This is a genomic window from Streptomyces sp. NRRL F-2664 (assembly GCF_000719345.1).
Classification (GTDB): domain Bacteria; phylum Actinomycetota; class Actinomycetes; order Streptomycetales; family Streptomycetaceae; genus Streptomyces.
Genome location: NZ_JOFX01000019.1, coordinates 88,408 through 106,868 on the forward strand (window position 1 = coordinate 88,408; position 18,461 = coordinate 106,868).

Annotated in this window: 14 protein-coding genes; 6 read left to right on the plus strand and 8 right to left on the minus strand. The window is 72.3% G+C overall.

What is annotated here, in order from left to right:
• The first annotated feature begins 97 nt into the window (after window positions 1–97).
• From IF89_RS0118210 to IF89_RS0118220, 3 genes are all read left to right on the plus strand, one after another.
• Entirely contained in the window at window positions 98–931 is an 834-nt protein-coding gene (locus IF89_RS0118210) for a TIM barrel protein (RefSeq protein ID WP_030768663.1), read from the plus strand.
• A gap of 75 nt (window positions 932–1,006) precedes the next feature.
• Window positions 1,007–1,897, plus strand: coding sequence for a 2-hydroxy-3-oxopropionate reductase (locus IF89_RS0118215; RefSeq protein WP_030768667.1), 891 nt, complete (start codon window positions 1,007–1,009; stop codon window positions 1,895–1,897).
• Between the two features lie 239 nt (window positions 1,898–2,136).
• The gene (locus tag IF89_RS0118220; protein ID WP_030768670.1) at window positions 2,137–3,594 is read left to right on the plus strand and encodes a catalase; all 1,458 of its coding nucleotides are present in this window, start codon (window positions 2,137–2,139) and stop codon (window positions 3,592–3,594) included.
• Window positions 3,595–5,062: 1,468 nt separating this feature from the next.
• Here the strand turns inward: IF89_RS0118220 and gcl are convergent.
• On the minus strand, window positions 5,063–6,850 hold the full coding sequence (gene gcl / locus IF89_RS0118225; RefSeq protein WP_030768673.1) for a glyoxylate carboligase: 1,788 nt from the start codon (window positions 6,848–6,850) through the stop codon (window positions 5,063–5,065).
• 425 nt (window positions 6,851–7,275) lie between these two features.
• On the opposite strand from gcl, the gene IF89_RS0118230 reads away from it, so the two are divergent.
• Both IF89_RS0118230 and IF89_RS0118235 read left to right on the plus strand, forming a co-directional pair.
• Window positions 7,276–8,067: a hypothetical protein gene (locus tag IF89_RS0118230; protein ID WP_043194099.1), complete on the plus strand. Its 792-nt coding sequence runs from the start codon at window positions 7,276–7,278 to the stop codon at window positions 8,065–8,067.
• 63 nt (window positions 8,068–8,130) lie between these two features.
• Entirely contained in the window at window positions 8,131–8,619 is a 489-nt protein-coding gene (locus tag IF89_RS0118235; RefSeq protein WP_030768679.1) for a glutathione peroxidase, read from the plus strand.
• Between the two features lie 124 nt (window positions 8,620–8,743).
• Here IF89_RS0118235 and IF89_RS0118240 read toward each other — a convergent pair whose 3' ends face one another.
• Window positions 8,744–10,456: an AMP-binding protein gene (locus IF89_RS0118240; protein WP_030768681.1), complete on the minus strand. Its 1,713-nt coding sequence runs from the start codon at window positions 10,454–10,456 to the stop codon at window positions 8,744–8,746.
• Between the two features lie 135 nt (window positions 10,457–10,591).
• Window positions 10,592–11,710: a winged helix DNA-binding domain-containing protein gene (locus IF89_RS0118245; protein ID WP_051807219.1), complete on the minus strand. Its 1,119-nt coding sequence runs from the start codon at window positions 11,708–11,710 to the stop codon at window positions 10,592–10,594.
• A gap of 218 nt (window positions 11,711–11,928) precedes the next feature.
• On the opposite strand from IF89_RS0118245, the gene IF89_RS47020 reads away from it, so the two are divergent.
• Window positions 11,929–12,534, plus strand: coding sequence for a hypothetical protein (locus IF89_RS47020; RefSeq protein ID WP_063831318.1), 606 nt, complete (start codon window positions 11,929–11,931; stop codon window positions 12,532–12,534).
• Between the two features lie 67 nt (window positions 12,535–12,601).
• On the opposite strand, the gene hypE is transcribed toward IF89_RS47020, so the two are convergent.
• The 5 genes from hypE to hypB are packed head-to-tail and all read right to left on the minus strand — an operon-like array spanning window position 12,602 to window position 18,460.
• Window positions 12,602–13,669: a hydrogenase expression/formation protein HypE gene (gene hypE, locus IF89_RS0118255; protein WP_030768697.1), complete on the minus strand. Its 1,068-nt coding sequence runs from the start codon at window positions 13,667–13,669 to the stop codon at window positions 12,602–12,604.
• A complete protein-coding gene (gene hypD / locus IF89_RS0118260; RefSeq protein ID WP_030768698.1) occupies window positions 13,662–14,804 on the minus strand; it encodes a hydrogenase formation protein HypD in 1,143 nt (380 codons plus the stop codon). Before hypD ends, hypE begins: the two co-directional genes overlap by 8 nt.
• Window positions 14,801–15,154, minus strand: a complete 354-nt coding sequence (locus tag IF89_RS38085; protein ID WP_051807221.1) for a HypC/HybG/HupF family hydrogenase formation chaperone — start codon at window positions 15,152–15,154, stop codon at window positions 14,801–14,803. The genes hypD and IF89_RS38085 overlap by 4 nt, the downstream gene beginning before the upstream one ends.
• The gene (gene hypF / locus IF89_RS0118270; RefSeq protein WP_051807223.1) at window positions 15,123–17,543 is read right to left on the minus strand and encodes a carbamoyltransferase HypF; all 2,421 of its coding nucleotides are present in this window, start codon (window positions 17,541–17,543) and stop codon (window positions 15,123–15,125) included. The genes IF89_RS38085 and hypF overlap by 32 nt, the downstream gene beginning before the upstream one ends.
• On the minus strand, window positions 17,543–18,460 hold the full coding sequence (hypB, locus tag IF89_RS0118275; protein ID WP_051807225.1) for a hydrogenase nickel incorporation protein HypB: 918 nt from the start codon (window positions 18,458–18,460) through the stop codon (window positions 17,543–17,545). Before hypB ends, hypF begins: the two co-directional genes overlap by 1 nt.
• Between the last annotated feature and the right edge of the window lies 1 nt (window position 18,461).

Genomic DNA, 18,461 nt, shown 5'->3' on the forward strand with positions numbered 1-18,461 from the left:
TTTCGGCAGTCCGCACTTGACATCCGCGCGGAGGCCCATGCAATCTTCCATCAGACAGAAAATAACTTCCGCAATACGGAAGGAGCGCACACCCCTCATGGGATACACGGACCAGCGCTTCGATGTGAACCTGTCGATCCTCTTCACGGAACTCCCGCTCCTGGAGCGCCCCGCGGCCGCCGCCGCGGCGGGCTTCACCGCGGTCGAGCTGTGGTGGCCCTGGATCGAGACCCCCACCCCCGCTCAGGAGGAGCTCGACGCCCTCAAGAAGGCTCTTGAGGACGCGGGCACCCAGCTGGTGGGCCTGAACTTCTACGCCGGCCAACTGCCGGGCCCGGACCGCGGCGCGGTCTCGGTACCCGGTGAGGAGTCGGACCGCTTCAACGCCAACATCAACGTGGCCGCGGACTTCGCCGCCTCGGTCGGATGCAAGGCGCTCAACGCCCTGTACGGCAACCGCGTCGAAGGCGTGGACCCGGCCGTCCAGGACGAGCTGGCCCTGAAGAACCTGGTCGTCGCGGCGCAGGCCGCGGACCGCGTGGGTGCGATCCTCCTGATCGAGACCCTCAACAAGCCCGAGTCGCCGCTCTACCCCCTGGTGAGCGCCCCGGCCGGCATCGAGGTGGTGGACAAGGTGAACGAGGCCACCGGCCTCGGCAACGCCAAGTTCCTGCTCGACCTGTACCACCTGGCGATGAACGATGAGGACCTCTCGGAGGTCATCGAAAAGTACGCCGCCAAGACCGGACACGTCCAGATCGCGGACAAGCCGGGACGAGGCGCTCCGGGCACCGGCGAGCTGCCCCTGGAGGAGCTGCTCGACCAGCTCAAGAAGGCCGGATACCAGGGCTACGTAGGCCTCGAGTACAAGGCCGCCGACGCTGCCGCCTCCTTCGCCTGGCTGCCGGCCGAGGCCCGCGCCGCCGCGTAGGAGGACGAAGTCCGGGCGATCCGCCAGGCACCGCACGCACTTTTCGTACGAAGCATTAAGAGAAGGACCCTCATCATGAGCAACCTCCCCAAGATCGCATGGATCGGCCTCGGAATCATGGGCTCCCCCATGGCCGAGAACCTGCTGAAGGCCGGCTACTCGGTCACCGGCTTCACCCTGGAGCAGGACAAGCTGGACCGCCTCGCCGCCGCCGGCGGCACCGCGGCCGGCTCGATCGCCGAGGCCGTCAAGGACGCCGACGTCATCATCACGATGGTGCCCGCCTCCCCGCAGGTCGAGGCCATCAACTACGGCCCCGAGGGCATCCTCGAGAACGCCCGGTCCGGTGCGCTGATCATCGACATGTCGTCGATCACCCCGCAGACCTCGATCGACCTGGCGAAGAACGCCGCCGACAAGGGCATCCGCGTCATCGACGCCCCGGTGTCCGGCGGCGAGGCCGGCGCCATCGAGGCCGTACTGTCGATCATGGTGGGTGGCGAGCAGGCCGACTTCGACGCGGCCCTGCCGATCCTGGAGGCCCTCGGCAAGGTCATCGTGCTGTGCGGCCCGCACGGCTCGGGCCAGACGGTGAAGGCCGCCAACCAGCTCATCGTCGCGGTGAACATCCAGGCGTGCGCCGAGGCCGTCGTCTTCCTCGAGAAGTCCGGCGTGAACCTCCAGGCCGCCCTGGACGTCCTCAACGGCGGTCTGGCCGGCTCCACGGTCCTGACCCGGAAGAAGGACAACTTCCTGAACCGCGACTTCAAGCCCGGCTTCCGGATCGACCTGCACCACAAGGACATGGGCATCGTCACCGACGCCGCCCGCAACGTCGGTGCGGCCCTCCCCGTCGGCGCGGTCGTCGCCCAGCTGGTCGCCTCGCTGCGTGCCCAGGGCGACGGCGGCCTGGACCACTCGGCCCTGCTGCGCGCCGTCGAGCGCCTCTCCGGCGCCCAGGTCTGAGGTCCCCCGCCGGGCCCGATCGGGCCCGGCCCGCCCCCTCGTCGGAGGGGGCACCGAGTCTCCGGGCGGTGCCGGTGCTGACACCTGTCCTGTCGCGCCCAAGCGCCGGCACCGTCCGGGTCACCTCTCCCCCACAACTTCGTTCAACAAACTGTTGACGTTTAGTTCTCGCCGAATTTAGGCTGTTCCGCATGACGGAAGACGCTTTCCGTCAGCAGTTACCCGTACGGAAGGTCACCATGTCGAAGCGCACGCTGACGACCGAGTCCGGCGCCCCGGTCGCCGACAACCAGAACTCCGCCACCGCCGGCGTCGGTGGCCCGCTCCTGATCCAGGACCAGCAGCTCCTGGAGAAGCTCGCCCGCTTCAACCGTGAGCGCATCCCGGAGCGCGTGGTGCACGCCCGCGGCTCGGCCGCGTACGGGTACTTCGAGGTGACCGACGACGTCACCGCGTACACCAGCGCCGCCTTCCTGAACAGGGTCGGTAAGAAGACCGAGACCTTCCTGCGGTTCTCCACCGTCGCCGACTCCCTCGGCGGCGCGGACGCGGTGCGCGACCCCCGTGGTTTCGCCCTGAAGTTCTACACCGAAGAGGGCAACTACGACCTCGTCGGCAACAACACCCCGGTGTTCTTCATCAAGGACCCGATCAAGTTCCCCGACTTCATCCACTCCCAGAAGCGCGACCCCTTCACGGGCAAGCAGGAGCCGGACAACGTCTGGGACTTCTGGGCGCACGCCCCCGAGGCGACGCACCAGATCACCTGGCTGATGGGTGACCGCGGCATCCCCGCCTCGTACCGCCACATGAACGGCTACGGCTCCCACACCTACCAGTGGACGAACGAGCAGGGCGAGGCCTTCTTCGTCAAGTACCACTTCAAGACCAACCAGGGCATCCGCTGCCTCTCCTCCGAGCAGGCCGCCGAGCTCGTCGGCCAGGACGCGAACTCGCACCAGACCGACCTGCTCCAGGCGATCGAGCGCGGTGTGAACCCGAGCTGGACCCTCTACGTCCAGATCATGCCGGCCGCCGAGGCCGCGGACTACCGCTTCAACCCGTTCGACCTCACCAAGGTGTGGCCGCACGCCGACTACCCGCTGCAGCGCGTGGGCCGCCTGGTCCTCGACCGCAACCCGGACAACGTCTTCGCCGAGGTCGAGCAGTCCGCGTTCTCCCCGAACAACTTCGTCCCGGGCATCACCGCCTCGCCGGACAAGATGCTCCAGGGCCGCCTGTTCGCCTACGCCGACGCCCAGCGCTACCGCCTCGGTGTGAACCACACCCAGCTGCCGGTCAACGCCCCGAAGGCGACCACGGCCGACAACTACGGCCGCGACGGGGTCATGGCGCTGCGCAACGGCTCGCGCCACGACAAGAACTACGAGCCCAACTCCTACCAGGGCCCGGCCGAGACCGGTCTGGCGCTGGGCGCCCCGAAGGCCGTCTCCGGCTACACGGGCACCCACGAGGCCCCGGCCCACACCAAGGACGACGACTTCTTCCAGGCCGGTGAGCTCTACCGGCTGATGTCGGAGGCCGAGAAGCAGCGTCTGGTGGCGAACATCGCCGGCGGTCTGTCGCAGGTCACCCTGGAGGACGTCATCGAGAAGAACCTGGCTCACTTCCACGCCGCCGACGCCGACTACGGCCGTCGCGTCGAGGAGGCCGTGCGCGCGCTGCGCGACGCCTGAGCCGCTATGGATGTACCGGGGGCCTGACGGGAGGTCAGGCCCCGGGTGCTGAGCCCGACCCGTGGACCCGGATGAGGGGTGGTACGCGGCGAGGGCAGGACGAGGACCGTGGCGGGCGAGCGAGCCAGTGCGGTGGTAATGGGTTCCGAGGCCCGTCTCTTGACCTGAGGGAGACGGTGCCGGAGTTCTCGTCGCCCGCCCGCCACGGTCCCAGCCACTCCGCTTCCCCCAGGGGCTACGCACAGAGCCCCTGCGGCCGGTGGAGACCTCCTCCCCACACACCCCGCCCGGCGGTGCGAACGTCCTGTCGCGCCAGCCTCGCACCGTCGGGCGGTAACAGCCAGAGCGCCGAGTCACGGACGGTCCCGTGACTCGGCGCTTTGCCGTTCCGGCACCGCCGACCGCCAGGAAACGAGGGCCGGCAGGGTCGTCGACGCCGGGATCGGCTCCGGCAGTGCCGCCCCGGGCAGGGAGGCCGGCAGAGCGAAGCCGAGCGCCGCGTACGCGATCGACCCGCATCAGCCGGTGCCCGGGCGAGCGCATGTCCCGCGACATGGCGTGGGCCGACCGCGAGCATGCCTCCCGCCGACGGCGAAGCAACCGGCCCCGTGGGCGGCCGCGCCGGGGCGAGGCGAGGCGGGGCGGGGCGGCCTGGACCGGCAGCACCCTGTCCGCCCGTCCGCCCGGCTGAGCCTGCGCCACCCGGCCACCTCGCTCTCCGCCGGCCCCGCGGCAGCGGCAGCGGCCCGGTCGGTGGCCTGCGCCGGGCCGGCCGGCCAAACGGGCGGTGGGGGCCGAGGTGACGGCATCGACTCCGCGAGAGCGAGGCGTATCGACTTCGCCGTGCCGATGCTGTTCGGCGCGGTGTACGCCGGCGCGTTGCTCCTCGTCGGGGTGCATCGGCCGGTATCACCCTGACCGCGGCGGTTGTTCGAGCGGTTGCCTGAGGCGTTGAGTCACCTCGTGGACCAGATGAAGGTTCCAGCGGTGTGGAGTGCGGCGAGGTGGTGGGTGGCGGTCTTGTCGTATCGGGTGGCGAGGCCACGCCCTTGCTGAGGCGGTTGATGCACCGCTCGACCCGTGTTGCGCTGCTTGTAGGCGTCGCGGTCGACGGCAGGCGGTCTGCCTCCAGCACTCCTGCGGCGCTTTCGGCCGGCGATCCGAACGGAAGGCTGCGGGATGGCAGTACACACACCTTGGCGCCGCAGGTGCTCTCGGACGGCCCGGGAGGGGCACGCCTTGTCGGCGACGAGGCGTCCGATCGGGCAACAGCGGCTCGATCCGCCCCCGCTGGGCATCAGTCAGCGACACCCCCAGACCAACGGTCGGATGATCTGAAAGAAACACCCTTGCGCGGTTGCCCCGGCAGCACCGAGCCCGGGTGGCGCACGTGCAGGGGCCGGACGTGCAGCGACCCCCGCCCTCCTCGCGGAGGGACGGGGGTCGCTGCGTAGGGCCGGGGCCGGGATCAGACCTGCAGGGCCTTGATCGCGGTCGGGGCGTGACCGGGCTCGGTGGCCAGCTCCTCGAACTCGGTGACGTCGCTCATGTCGACGGTCTTGCTCATCGAGATGTTGGTGATGCGCTCCAGGATGGCCTCGACGACGACCGGGACCTGGAACTCCTGGGCCAGCTTCTTGGCCTGCTCGAAGGCGGCGCCCAGCTCGTTCGGGTCGGTGACGCGGATGGCCTTGACGCCCAGGCCCTCGGCGACCTTGACGTGGTCGACGCCGTAGGCACCGATCTCCGGGGTGTTGATGTTCTCGAACTCGAGGTTGACCTCGAAGTTGATGCCGAGGCCGCCCTGCGCCTGGCGGATCAGTCCGAGGTAGGCGTTGTTCACGAGGACGTGGACGTAGGGGACCTTGTGCTGGGCGGCGACCGCCAGCTCTTCGATCATGAACTGGAAGTCGTAGTCGCCGGACAGGGCGACGATCGGGGTCTCCGGGTCCGCGGTGGCGGCACCGATGGCGGCCGGGATGGTCCAGCCGAGCGGGCCGGCCTGACCGCAGTTGATCCAGTGGCGCGGCCGGTAGACGTGCAGCATCTGCGCGCCGGCGATCTGGGAGAGGCCGATGGTGGTGACGTAGCGGGTCTCGGGGCCGAACGCCTTGTTCATCTCCTCGTAGACGCGCTGCGGCTTCATGGGGATGTTGTCGAAGTGCGTGCGGCGCTGCAGGGTGGCCTTGCGCTCCTGCGCGGAGGCGGCCCAGGCGGTGAAGTCCGGCAGCTTGCCCTCGGCCTTGAGCTCCTTGGCGACCTCGATGAAGAGCTCCAGCGCGGCCTTGGCGTCGGAGGCGATACCGAAGTCCGGGGCGAAGATCTTGCCGATCTGGGTGGGCTCGATGTCGACGTGGACGAACTTGCGGTCACCCAGGTACGCGTCCAGGTTGTAGCCGGTGTGGCGGTTGGCCCAGCGGTTGCCGATGCCGAGGACGACGTCCGACTCCAGGAAGGTCGCGTTGCCGTAGCGGTGCGAGGTCTGGACGCCGACCATGCCGGCCGCCAGCTCGTGGTCGTCCGGGATGACGCCCCAGCCCATGAGGGTGGAGATGACGGGAATGTTGGTCAGCTCGGCGAACTCGACCAGCAGGTCGGAGGCGTCGGCGTTGATGATGCCGCCGCCGGCGACGATCAGCGGGCGCTCGGACTCCAGCAGGAAGCTCAGGGCCTTCTCGGCCTGGACGCGGCTGGCCTGCGGCTTGTAGACGGGCAGCGGCTGGTAGGTCGCCGGGTCGAACTCGATCTCGGTCAGCTGGACGTCGATCGGCAGGTCGATGAGGACCGGCCCGGGACGGCCGGAGCGCATGAGGTGGAAGGCCTGCTGGAAGACGCCGGGGACCTGCGCCGCCTCCAGGACCGTCGTGGCGGCCTTGGTGACCGGCTTCGCGATCGAGGCGATGTCGACGGCCTGGAAGTCCTCCTTGTGCAGCTTGGAGACCGGAGCCTGACCGGTGATGCACAGGATCGGGATGGAGTCCGCGATGGCGGAGTACAGGCCGGTGATCATGTCGGTGCCGGCCGGGCCCGACGTGCCGATGCAGACGCCGATGTTGCCCGCCTTGGCGCGCGTGTACCCCTCCGCCATGTGCGAGGCGCCCTCGACGTGGCGGGCGAGCGTGTGGTTGATGCCGCCCACGTTCTTCAGCTCGCGGTAGAAGGGGTTGATCGCAGCACCGGGAACACCGAACGCTTGTTCGACACCCTCGAGCTTGAGGATCTCAACTGCAGCAGCGGCGGCTGTCATACGAGGCATCAGGGTCTCCTGCGGGTCTGGCGGTCAGGCTTTTCCGTCATCCGGAAGTTTTGTTCTGCTATACGGAACAAGCTAAGCGGCGTCTTCTGCGACGTCAAGGCGGTGAGGGGCCCCGGAAACCACCAAAAGCCGCATCTCGCTCGGCGACTTGTACAAATCACCGATCCGGCGGTGCCCGCGGGGCGGAAATGGCGCGCAGGCTCGCTCCGGCGGTCGCCGGTGGTGGAGCATGGACCTACGCACAGCGACGGAGGGGGTCAGGGGTCATGGCGGAAGCGGTACCGGTGCGCTGCCCGGCATGCCTGCGCGAGAACGGCTACACCGCACCGGTGTTCCCCTGCGCCTGCGGAAGCCCGGTCCGTCCCCCGCTCGATCTGTCGGCGCCTCCGGTGCTCCTGACCCACCGCACCTGGTCGGACAGCTGGGTGGCGGTGCGGTGCACGACGTGCGGGCGGGAGAGCGAGTGGCCGCACCCGGAGCTGGGGTGCGGATCGTGCGGGACGGTGGTTCTGCTGCCGGTGCACCCGCCGGAGCGGCCGGAGGCCGCGTCCGGGCCGGCGCCGGTGCCGGGGCCGGGCGGCGGCGCGGGCGTCCCGGCGGACGGGCGTGCCGGCCGAGGTCCGCGCGGGGCCTCGGGAGCTGGGCCTGCGGGTGGCGGGCCTGCGGGTGCCGGGACGGAGCGTGCCGACCCTGAAGTCGGCCGCCCTGCCGATGACGGTGCTGAGGATGGCGGGCCCGGGGGCGGGCTGCGGAGCGGACGCGAGGGTGGCGGCGGGACGGCCGCCGCGCACCCGGCGGGCATACCCCTGCCGCCGACCGCGGCCGTGCCCCGGCCCGCCTTCCGGCCGATGACCATCCGTACGGCCCGGGACGCCGTGGCCACGGCCGCGCTGTATCTGCGCTGGCTCGGCTTCCAGGACGTACGCCAGCCCGACGGGCGCCCGATCCCCTCGGCGGCGGTGGACCTGCGGGCTCCGGGGCTGGTGGCCCAGGTGGACCCGACCACCGCACCCGCCGGGCTGCGGGCGGTGGAGTGCGTCTGGCTCAACGGGCTGACGGCATCCGCGACCAGCGTCTACTTCTCACTCGCCGGGTACACGCAGGAGGCCCGCGGCCGCGCCGACGAACTGGGGATACCGCTGTTCGTCCTGGACCTCACCGGCATGCCCCAGCCGGTCAACGACCCGGCGGACGCGCTGGTCGACGCGGGCGCCTGAGCCCTATGGCCAGGACACCGCTTAGGCTCGGGGCGTTATCCGTGCCTTGGTGAGGAGAGCTCGATGAGCCTGTACGACATCCCGCTGACCACCCTGTCCGACGAGCCCACCAGTCTGGCGGCGCACAAGGGCAAGGCGATCCTCGTGGTGAACACCGCGTCGCAGTGCGGGCTCACCCCGCAGTACTCGGGACTGGCGCGTCTGCAGTTCGCTTACCAGGAGAAGGGGTTCACGGTCATCGGCGTGCCCTGCAACCAGTTCGGCGGGCAGGAGCCCGGCAACGCCGACGACATCCAGACCTTCTGCGCGGCCGGCTTCGGCGTCACCTTCCCGATGCTGGAGAAGTCCGAGGTGAACGGCGAGAACCGGCACCCGCTGTACCGGGAGCTGGTGAAGACCCCCGACGCGGACGGCGAGGCGGGGGACATCCAGTGGAACTTCGAGAAGTTCCTGATCTCCCCCGCCGGTGAGGTCGTGGCCCGTTTCCGACCGCGCACCGAGCCGGAGGCGCCCGAGGTCATCGCGGCGATCGAGGCACACCTGCCGGCGTAGGACCGCGGGTACGGGCGCGTACGGACGCACGGCGGCCGTACGGGGCCGGGCGGGCGCCGCACCGCACCGCCGGCCCACGCAGTGCACCGCCGTCCTTCCCGCGCCCGGCGGGCGGGCGGGCGGCTCAGTCCAGGTCGGCCTCGCGGTACTCCGTGCCCGAGCCGGCCTCCGTCAGCTCCCGCAGCTCCACCCGCCGGATCTTGCCGGAGACGGTCTTCGGCAGCTCGGCGAACTCGATGCACCGGATCCGCTTGTACGGCGACAGCACGGCGCGGGAGTGTTCGAACAGCACCCGGGCGGTCTCCGGACCGGGCTCCCACCCGCCGGCGAGGGTGACGTACGCCTTCGGGACCGCCAGCCGCAGCGCGTCCGGGGCGGGGACGACGGCGGCCTCGGCGACCGCCTCGTGTTCCAGCAGGGCGCTCTCCAGCTCGAACGGGCTGATCTTGTAGTCGGAGGCCTTGAAGACGTCGTCGGAGCGTCCGACGTAGGTGAGGTATCCCTCGGCGTCCCGTGCGGCGATGTCGCCGGTCCGGTAGAGCCCGTCCGCCATGGCCTCGGCGGTGCGCTCCGGGTCGTCGCGGTAGCCGGTCATCACCCCGGCGGGCCGGACGCGCAGGTCGACGCAGAGTTCGCCCTCGTCGGGGGACTCCTTGCCGGTGACCGGGTCCAGCAGGACGATCTCGTAGCCGGGCGCGGGGCGGCCCATGGAGCCGGGCTTGACGGGGACCCCGGGGAAGTTGCCGACCTGGAGGGTGGTCTCGGTCTGCCCGAAGCCGTCGCGCACGGTGATGCCCCAGGCCTCGCGGACCTTCTCGATGACCTCGGGGTTGAGCGGTTCGCCGGCGGCGACGGCCTCGCGCGGGGGCTTGGCCAGCCGGGTGAGGTCGGACTGGATCAGCATCCGCCACACGGTGGGCGGGGCGCAGAAAGTGGTCACGCCGTGCCGGTCCATCTCGGCCATCAGGCGCTCCGCGTCGAAGCGCGTGTAGTTGTGGACGAAGACGGTGGCCCCGGCGTTCCAGGGGGCGAAGATGTTGGACCAGGCGTGCTTGGCCCAGCCGGGCGAGGCGATGTTGAGGTGCACGTCCCCGGGGCGCAGGCCGAGCCAGTACATGGTGGAGAGGTGCCCGACGGGGTACGAGGCGTGGGTGTGCTCCACGAGCTTGGGGCGGTCGGTGGTGCCGGAGGTGAAGTAGAGCATCAGGGGGTCGGTGGCGAGGGTTTCCCCGTCGGGGACGAAGCCGCCGGCGGCTTCCGGGGCGTCGGCGAGCCGCAGCCAGCCGGCGGGGACCCGCTGTCCGGTGGCGATCCGGGTGTAGTCGCCGGGCACCTCGTCGAACTTGGCCGTGTCCTCGGCGCGCGTGACGACGTGCCGGACGTGGCCGCGCTCGACCCGGTCGCGCAGGTCGGCCGGGCCGAGGAGGGGGGTGGCGGGGATGACGACGGCGCGCAGCTTCATCGCCCCGAGCATCACCTCCCACAGCTCGCGCTGGTTGCCCAGCATCACGAGGACGCGGTCGCCGGCCTCGACGCCTTGGCCGCGCAGCCAGCCGGCGGTCGCGTCGGACCGTACGGCGAGCTGCGCGAAGGAGAGGGACTCGCTGGTGCCGTCCTCCTCGACGATGCGCAGGGCGTCGGCGTCGTTGCCGGCGGCGATGTGGTCGAACCAGTCGAGGGCCCAGTTGAAGCGGTGCGGGCGGGGCCAGGTGAATCCCGCGTGCGCGGCTTCGTAGTCACCTCGCCGTTCCAACAGGAAGTCCCGTGCGGCGAGGAACTGGGCGGTGGGGTCGGCGGCGTCGCCGGAGGCGCTGTTCCGGGCACTTTCGGTCGTCATGGCAGGTATCGTGCCCCGTCCGGTGGAGGGATCACCAGGGCGGCGTCAGCCGTGAGTCGACCGTTGCGGAGGGTGCGCAGCGGGTGCGCCGCACGGGTGGCGGTGCGCCGGCCGGCTCAGCGGCGCGCAGGCGGCTCAGCGGCGGATCGGCGCGAACCGCACGGACGGGGCGGGCCGGTCGCTCCCGGCGGGCAGCCCGCCCATGTCGGCGATCAGCTTCTCCCCTTCGGCGACGATCTCCTCCTGCGCCGCCTTCGGCACCCGGTCGAACAGCTCCACGGTGAGCACCCCGCCCTCCAGCCTCCACAGGCCCGCCAGGAACCCGTCCACCAGCAGGGTGCAGTGGGCCTGGTTCCCCGTCCAGCTGCGCCCCTTGACCTCGGGCGGGACCACGCGGGTGCGGTCGGCGTGCGACAGCAGGAGGTTGTCGAACTCCGGAAGGAAGCGGGGCGGCGCGGGGGTACCGGCATCGGGGCGGGGCGCGTCGGGCAGGTCGAACAGCTCCACGCCGTTCTCGTCGCGGAAGACGGCCAGCCGCGGCCGCAGCCGTTCGAAGGCCTCGCGCAGCCGGGTCACCCCGGCCCAGGTCTGCATGTCCTTGACGGAGGCGGGCCCGAAAGCCGCGAGGTAACGCAGTACCACGTCGTCCACGGGCTGCGCCGTCCCGGCGGGCTCGCCGAGCCAGTTCTCGACGGTGGTGAGCCGTACCTGCCCGCTGCGTCCCCACACCCCGCGGGGCGTGACCTGGACCAGCGGCAGCAGGCAGCGCGCGGCGACCGACAGGGACTGCGGGTCGGCGTCGGGCCACTGCCGGAGCAGGTCCTCGCGGATCTCGGCCATGGTGCGCGGCGTGTCCTCGACGAAGGCGCGGGCCGGCTGCGCCAGCCGGTCCAGGTCCACGCCGTCGAGACCCTTGCGGAAGTAGGTGACCTCGCGGTCGCGGGCGGGCTGGACGAGGGGGCGCAGGGTGAGGGCGTCGTGCGCGGTGTGCGTGTGGATCGTCGACCGCATGGTGACCATGCGTACGACCTCGCGGGACTCCATGAGACCGGCCAGCTCGGCGGGCTCGAATCCGGCGAGCCGGGCGTACAGCTGGAAGTACGGGGGCTTGACGTTCTGCGCCTGCAGCCCGAGGAGGTGGGCGACGGCGTCCCGCGCGGACATCTCGGCGCGGCTCAGCAGCAGTTGGCGGGCGAGCGTGGCACGGTTCAGTGCGCGGGTGTCGAGTACGGGGTGTGTCGTCCTGGAGGCCATGACAGCAAGCTAGCCCTCCTTGCGGACACCTTCTGTCCGCAACCCGACATCGGACGTCGGCCCTCTGCCGGCGGGCCCACGACCCCCGCCGCCGGCCGCGTGTACGGACGGACGCGATCCCGGCCGCCGCGGGTGCCGTCCGCCGCTGCCGCCGCGCCGAAACCTGCATGCGGACGGCGTTCCGGGGGAGCCGCATCCGTAGGAAGGCGGTGAGTGCCATGGCACGGGTGAGCGTGGAGGGGGCCGAGGTCGTCGTACGCCTGGGGCTGCGCGAGGGGCTGGCCGCACGGCGGCGGCAGGTACGGGTACCGGTTGCGGCACTGCGGGACGTGCGTGTCGAGAGGAGCTGGTGGCGGGTGCTGCGCGGCCGGCCCGGCCACGGCACGTGGTCCCCGGGACGGTGCTCGGGGGTGCGCAGCCGGCCCGCCGGGGAGGACTTCGTCGCGGTGAAGGCCGAGAGCACCGTGCTCTGCCTGGAGCTGGGTGACGGGGCGCCCTTCCGCCGGGTGGCCGTCTCCGTCGCCGATCCGGAGCGCGCCGAGCGTGCGGTCCGGGCGGTGATGCCCCCGGCGCCCGCAGTGGAGGAAGGGGCTCCGAAGCCGACCGGCTCGGCCCCGCACCGGCCGCGGCTCCAGCACGAGGGCGGTACGGCCGACGAGCACGGAAGACAGCCGGGGATCTCCTCCCGGACCGGCAGCGGCGCGGGACAGCCGCCGCTCGACGACGAGCGGGCCCGGCGCGCCAATGCGGACCGGGTGCGGCGCCCGCACCTGCTCCTGCACCGCCGTCGCCCGGTCGGTCCTGACGACGACACCCCGCGGTAGCAGGCATCCGTTTCACGACGGTCTCCCCCGTCGCCCGCGCGGCACCCGGACCGCGCGGGCGGGCGCGTCAGCAGATGCGCGGCAGCTGCTCCCCGACCGGCAGGTCGACCACGCGCGTGCCGCCGAGGGCGGTGCGGGCCACCACCAGGCCCGGGTGGGCGTCGACGGCCTCGCCGATCACCACCGCCCCGCGGCCCAGCGGGTGGGCGCGCATGGCATCCAGTACGGCGTCGGCGTGCTCGCGCGGCACGAACGCGACGAGCTTGCCCTCGTTCGCGACGTACAGCGGGTCGAGACCGAGGATGGCGCACGCGTTCGCGACGGACGCGGGGACCGGGACGCTGCGTTCGTGGATCACCACGCCGGTGCCGGAGGCGGCCGCGATCTCGTTCAGCGAGGCGGCGAGGCCGCCCCGGGTGGGGTCGCGCAGGACGTGCAGGTCGGGGGTGACGGCGAGCATGCTCCGGACGAGACCGCCGAGGGCCGCGCAGTCGCTCTGCACGTCCACGCCGAACTCCAGGCCCTCGCGGACGCTCATGATCGCCACTCCGTGGAGGCCGATCTCGCCGCTGACGATCACGACGTCGCCGGGCACGACCCGCTGCGGGCGCAGGTCCACGCCGTCGGGGACGATCCCGATGCCCGCCGTGTTGATGTAGACCCCGTCGCCGCGGCCCGCTTCGACGACCTTGGTGTCGCCGGTCGCGATCTCCACGCCGGCCGCCCGGGCGGCGGCGCCCATGGTCTCGGCGACCCGCGCCACCACGGACATCTCCACGCCCTCCTCCAGGATGAAGCCGCACGACAGGTACGCCGCGCTCGCCCCGCTCATGGCCAGGTCGTTGACGGTGCCGTTGACCGCGAGGTCACCGATGCCGCCGCCCGGGAAGAACAGCGGCCGCACCACGTACGAGTCCGTGGAGAAGGCCAGCCGTACGCCCCCGAGGGTGACGGCGGCCGAGTCCCCCAGCTGCGCCAGCACGTCACCGCCGAAGGCCGGTGCGAAGAGGTGCTGGACGAGCTCCGCCGAGAGGGCTCCACCGCCTCCGTGGCCCATCACCACCCGCGGGCGGTCGCGCAGCGGCGCCGGACAGGTCCAGCCCGTGATGTCGAGGGTGGTACCGGTGTCAGACAACGGGGCTCGCCTCCTGCGGGGTGGTCGCGGCAGCGGGCACGGGCTTGAGTTCCAGCCGCCGGTAGAGGTAGTACGCGGCGCAGGCGCCCTCGCTGGAGACCATCGTGGCGCCGAGCGGGCTGCGCGGGGTGCACAGGGTGCCGAAGGCCTCGCACTCGTGCGGTTTCAGCAGCCCTTGGAGCACCTCGCCGCTGCGGCACCGGTCCGGCTCGCGGGTGGTGATGCCGGTGACCTCGAAGCGGTGTTCCGCGTCGAAGTCGCGGTAGCGGTCGGACAGGCGCCACCCGCTGCCCGGGATGACGCCGATGCCGCGCCAGGCCCGGTCGGTGACCTCGAAGACGTCCTCCAGCATGGCCAGGGCCGCCGGGTTGCCCTCCGGGCGGACGGCACGCGCGTACGCGTTGTCGACGGTGTGCTCACCGCGTTCCAGCTGCCGCACGGCCCGGCGTACGCCCTCCAGGATGTCGAGGGGCTCGAAGCCCGTGACGACGATGGGGACGCGGTGGCGCGCGGCCAGCTCCGGGTACTCGCCCACGCCCATGACGCTGCACACGTGCCCGGCGGCCAGGAAGCCCTGGACGCGGCAGCTCGGCGACCGCATGATCGCCTCGATCGCGGGGGGAACCCGGACGTGGGAGACGAGCAGGCTGAAATTGCCGATGCCGTGCCGCTTCGCCTGGTGCACCGTCATGGCGTTGGGCGGAGCGGTGGTCTCGAAGCCGATGCCGAAGAACACGACCTGGCGCTGCGGGTTCTCCCGGGCGATGCGCAGGGCGTCGAGCGGGGAGTAGACGACGCGTACGTCGCCGCCCTCGCTGCGCACCTGGAAGAGGTCGCGGCCGGTGCCGGGCACCCGGAGCATGTCCCCGAAGGAGCAGAAGATCACATCGGGGCGGGAGGCGATCTCCAGTGCCTTGTCGATGACCTCCAGCGGGGTGACGCACACCGGACAGCCCGGCCCGTGGATCAACTCGACCATGTCCGGCAGGAGTTGGTCGATGCCGTGCCGGATGATCGTATGGGTCTGGCCCCCGCACACCTCCATCAGGGCCCAAGGCCGGGTCACGGTGGCGTGGATGTCGTCGAGGAGCCGGCGCGCGAGGGCCGGGTCCTGGAACTCGTCGATGTACTTCACTGCGGGCCCTCCCGCAGCGGTGCGGTGGCGGCGCCCCCCGCGGACGGTCCGTCGGCGAAGGGCCAGGGGGCGTCGGCCCCGGCCTGGGCGGCGGCCTGCTCCCAGGGGTCCCCGAACTCCTCCTGCAACATGCCGAGTTCCTCGAAGAGCGCCAGGGTCTGGCGGGCGGACTCCTCGTCGAGGCGCTGGAGGGCGAAGCCGACGTGGACGATGGCGTACTCGCCCACCCGGAGGTCGGGCAGGTACTCCAGGCACACCTCCTTCTGCACGCCGCCGAAGTCGACGGTAGCCATGCGGGTGCCGTCCTTCTCCCCGATGTCAAGCACTCTGCCGGGTACCGCCAGACACATGGGCTTCTCCTTGCTGTGGGTGGGGCTCGGGGGTGGCGGCGGCCGCCACCATGAGCTGGCCGAGGGACAGCCCCCCGTCGTTCGGGGGGATCCGGCCGTGGCGCAGGACGGTGAACCCGCACGCGCGCAGCGTCCGCGCGCACCCCGAGGACAGCAGGGTGTTGGCGAACACGCCGCCGGTCAGCGCGACGGTGTCCAGGCCGTGCCGTTCACGTGCCAGGACGCAGAGGTCGGCGACGAGGGCGGTGACCCCGGCATGGAAGCCGGCGGCGATCAGCGCCGGGTCCGTGCCCGCGCGTACGTCGGCCGCGACGGCCGCCAGCAGCGGGGCCGGGTCGGCGACCACCGGGGCGGAGCCGGCCGTACCCCTCCCGGGGTGGGACGGCGGTACGCGCAGGGCGAAGGCGTAGTCGGGCGCGGTGCCGCGCGCTCCGAGGGCCGCCGCCTCCAGTTCGACGGCGGCCTGCGCCTCGTAGCCGGCGTGGTGGCAGACGCCCGCCAGCGAGGAGACGGCGTCGAAGAGGCGCCCCATGCTGGAGGTCGGGACGCAGTTCAGTCCGCGCTCCAACTGCTTTTCCAGTACGCGCAGTTCGTCCGGCGGGCAGGCGGCGGTGCAGGGCAGGTCCGGGGTCCTGGGCAGGCCGGCCGCCCGCAGGTGGGCCAGGGCCATCCGGTACGGGCGGTGCACGGCCGCGTCACCGCCGGGCAGCGGCACGTAGCCGAGGTGGGCGAAGCGCGTGTATCCGGCGTAGTCGGCGAGGAGGACCTCGCCGCCCCACACCGCGCCGTCGTCGCCGTAGCCGGTGCCGTCGAAGGCGACGCCGATGACCGGGCGCGTGCCGTCCAGGCCGTGTTCCGCCAGGGCGGAGGCGATGTGGGCGTGATGGTGCTGTACGCGCACGAGCGGCCGGGATCCGGCGGTGCGCCGTGCCCACTGGGCCGAACGGTAGCCCGGGTGGCGGTCCGCGGCCAGCAGCCCGGGGGTGACGCCGGTGATGGACTCCAGTTGGCGTTCGGCCCGTTCCAGGGCGTACTGGGTGGCGAGGTCGTCCATGTCGCCGATGTGGGCGGACAGCCAGGCCCGGCGGCCCTCGCCGAGACAGAAGGTGTTCTTCAGGTCGCCGCCCACCGCGAGGGTCGCGGGGACCGGCACGGGCAGGGCCACGGGGAGCGGCGCGTAGCCGCGGGCGCGCCGTACGGTCAGGGTCTCGCCGTCGCAGACCCGCACCACGGAGTCGTCGCACGGCACGTGGATGGGGCGGTCGTGGGTGAGCCAGGCGTCGGCGAGCCCGGCGAGCCGCTCCAGGGCCTCGTCGTCGTCGGTGACGATGGGCTCGCCCGCGAGGTTCCCGCTGGTCATGACGAGCAGCCGGGGACCGGGCGGGTCTCCGGGCAGCCCGAGGAGCAGGTGGTGGACGGGGGTGTACGGGAGCATCACGCCGAGGTCGGGACAGCGCGGGGCCACGCCCTCGGCGGGCACGGGGCCGGGGTCGCCCCCGCGGTCCTCGGCGGCACGGCGGCGCAGCAGCACGATGGGCCGGACGGCGCCCTGGAGCAGGGCGCGTTCCTCGGGCCCGACGTGCGCGAGCCGCTCGGCGTCGGCGACGGTGCGGGCCATGAGGGCGAAGGGCTTGTCACCGCGGGCCTTGCGGCGGCGCAGCTCGGCGACGGCGCCGGGGTGGGTGGCGTCGCACGCGAGGTGGTAGCCGCCAAGGCCCTTCACGGCGAGGACCGCCCCGGCGGCCAGGAGCCGGCGGGCCCCGGCGATCGGGTCGGCGTCGCCTTCCGCGGCCTCACGGGGCGGGTGCCCGGTGAGCAGGGCCAGCCGGGGGCCGCAGGCGGGGCAGGCGACCGGCTGGGCGTGGAAGCGGCGGTCGGTGGGATCCGTGTACTCGCGGGCACAGTCGGGGCACAGGGGGAAGCGGGCCATGGTGGTGTGCGCGCGGTCGTACGGCAGCCCGGTGACGATGGTGAACCGCGGCCCGCAGTGGGTGCAGGTGATGAACGGGTGTCGGTGGCGGCGGTCGGCGGGGTCGGCGAGTTCGGCCAGGCAGTCGGCGCAGGTGGCCACGTCCGGGGAGACGAGCGTGCGGGCGGGGCCGCCGGTGCGGGAGGCGATGATGGTGAAGCCGGCGCCGCCCGCCACGGGTACCTCGTGGTGGTCGACGGCGTCGACGACGGCCAGCGGCGGCGCGTCCGCGGCAAGGTGCTCGCAGAACCGTGTGACGGCCGCCGGAGCGCCCTCCACCTCGGCGACGACGCCCTCGGGGGTGTTGGTGACGTGCCCGGCGAGGCCGAGTCCGGTCGCGCGGGTGTAGACGTACGGACGGAATCCGACGCCCTGGACCACGCCGCGCACGGTGACCCGGCGGCGCTGCACCGGCTCCATCAGCGGGTCTGCGCGGCGGGCTGGTGCTCGTGGTCGGCGCCGGAGCCGGGGTCGGAGTCGGGGGTGCGGCCGTGGGTGTGGCCATGGGTGTGGGCAGGGCCCGCCCCGTGCTGGTGGTGGTGGTGGCCGGACCCGGGGTCGCCCTCGTGCCCGTGCAGGTGGCCGTTTCCGTGCCCGTGCAGGTGGCCGTCTCCGTGTGCGTGGCCGGCTTCGTGGCGGGGGGTCTGCTGCCCGCGGGCCATCACCGGGGTGTGCGTCCCGCTTCCCGCCCCGGCCGCCAGCGCCCGGTCCAGCAGGAGGCCCAGGCCCTGCCCCTCGCGGGCCGACGTCATGACGATCTCGACACCGGGATTGACCCGTTCGACGTGGGCGCGGAAGGCCGCCTCGTCGAATGCGACGGCCTGTGCGATGTCGGTCTTGGTGACGACCACCAGCTGCGCCAGTCCGAAGGCGGTCGGGTACTTCAGCGGCTTGTCCTCGCCCTCGGTCACCGAGGCGAGCACCACCCGCAGGGACTCCCCCAGGTCGTAGCTCGCCGGGCAGACCAGGTTGCCCACGTTCTCCACGAAGAGCAGCCGGGTGTCCTCGGGCAGCCAGCCGTCCAGGTGCCGTGCGAGCATCCCCGCCTCCAGGTGGCACAGCCCATCCGTGAGGACCTGCTTGACCGGCACCCCCGAGCGTGCCAGCCGCCGCGCGTCGTTCTCGGTGGCCAGGTCCGCGGTGAGTGCGGCCACGGGCACCGACCGCTCGCGCGCCAGGAGCAGTTCGCGCTCCAGGAGCGCCGTCTTCCCGCTGCCGGGGCTGGAGAGCAGGTTGACCACTGTCGTACCGCGGGCGGCGAGGCCGTCGCGCAGGGCCCGGGCGGCGCCGTCATTCTTGGCGAGTACCGCCTGCCGCAGATCGACCACTCGGCACATG

Excerpts from the sequence above, each read along its gene's own strand:
- IF89_RS0118210 (WP_030768663.1), top strand. The coding sequence starts at position 98 with ATGGGATACACGGACCAGCGCTTCGATGTGAACCTGTCGATCCTCTTC.
- IF89_RS0118215 (WP_030768667.1), top strand. The coding sequence starts at position 1,007 with ATGAGCAACCTCCCCAAGATCGCATGGATCGGCCTCGGAATCATGGGC.
- IF89_RS0118220 (WP_030768670.1), top strand. The coding sequence starts at position 2,137 with ATGTCGAAGCGCACGCTGACGACCGAGTCCGGCGCCCCGGTCGCCGAC.
- gcl (WP_030768673.1), bottom strand. The coding sequence starts at position 6,850 with ATGCCTCGTATGACAGCCGCCGCTGCTGCAGTTGAGATCCTCAAGCTC.
- IF89_RS0118235 (WP_030768679.1), top strand. The coding sequence starts at position 8,131 with ATGAGCCTGTACGACATCCCGCTGACCACCCTGTCCGACGAGCCCACC.
- IF89_RS0118240 (WP_030768681.1), bottom strand. The coding sequence starts at position 10,456 with ATGACGACCGAAAGTGCCCGGAACAGCGCCTCCGGCGACGCCGCCGAC.
- IF89_RS0118245 (WP_051807219.1), bottom strand. The coding sequence starts at position 11,710 with ATGGCCTCCAGGACGACACACCCCGTACTCGACACCCGCGCACTGAAC.
- IF89_RS47020 (WP_063831318.1), top strand. The coding sequence starts at position 11,929 with ATGGCACGGGTGAGCGTGGAGGGGGCCGAGGTCGTCGTACGCCTGGGG.
- IF89_RS38085 (WP_051807221.1), bottom strand. The coding sequence starts at position 15,154 with ATGTGTCTGGCGGTACCCGGCAGAGTGCTTGACATCGGGGAGAAGGAC.
- hypF (WP_051807223.1), bottom strand. The coding sequence starts at position 17,543 with ATGGAGCCGGTGCAGCGCCGCCGGGTCACCGTGCGCGGCGTGGTCCAG.
- hypB (WP_051807225.1), bottom strand. The coding sequence starts at position 18,460 with ATGTGCCGAGTGGTCGATCTGCGGCAGGCGGTACTCGCCAAGAATGAC.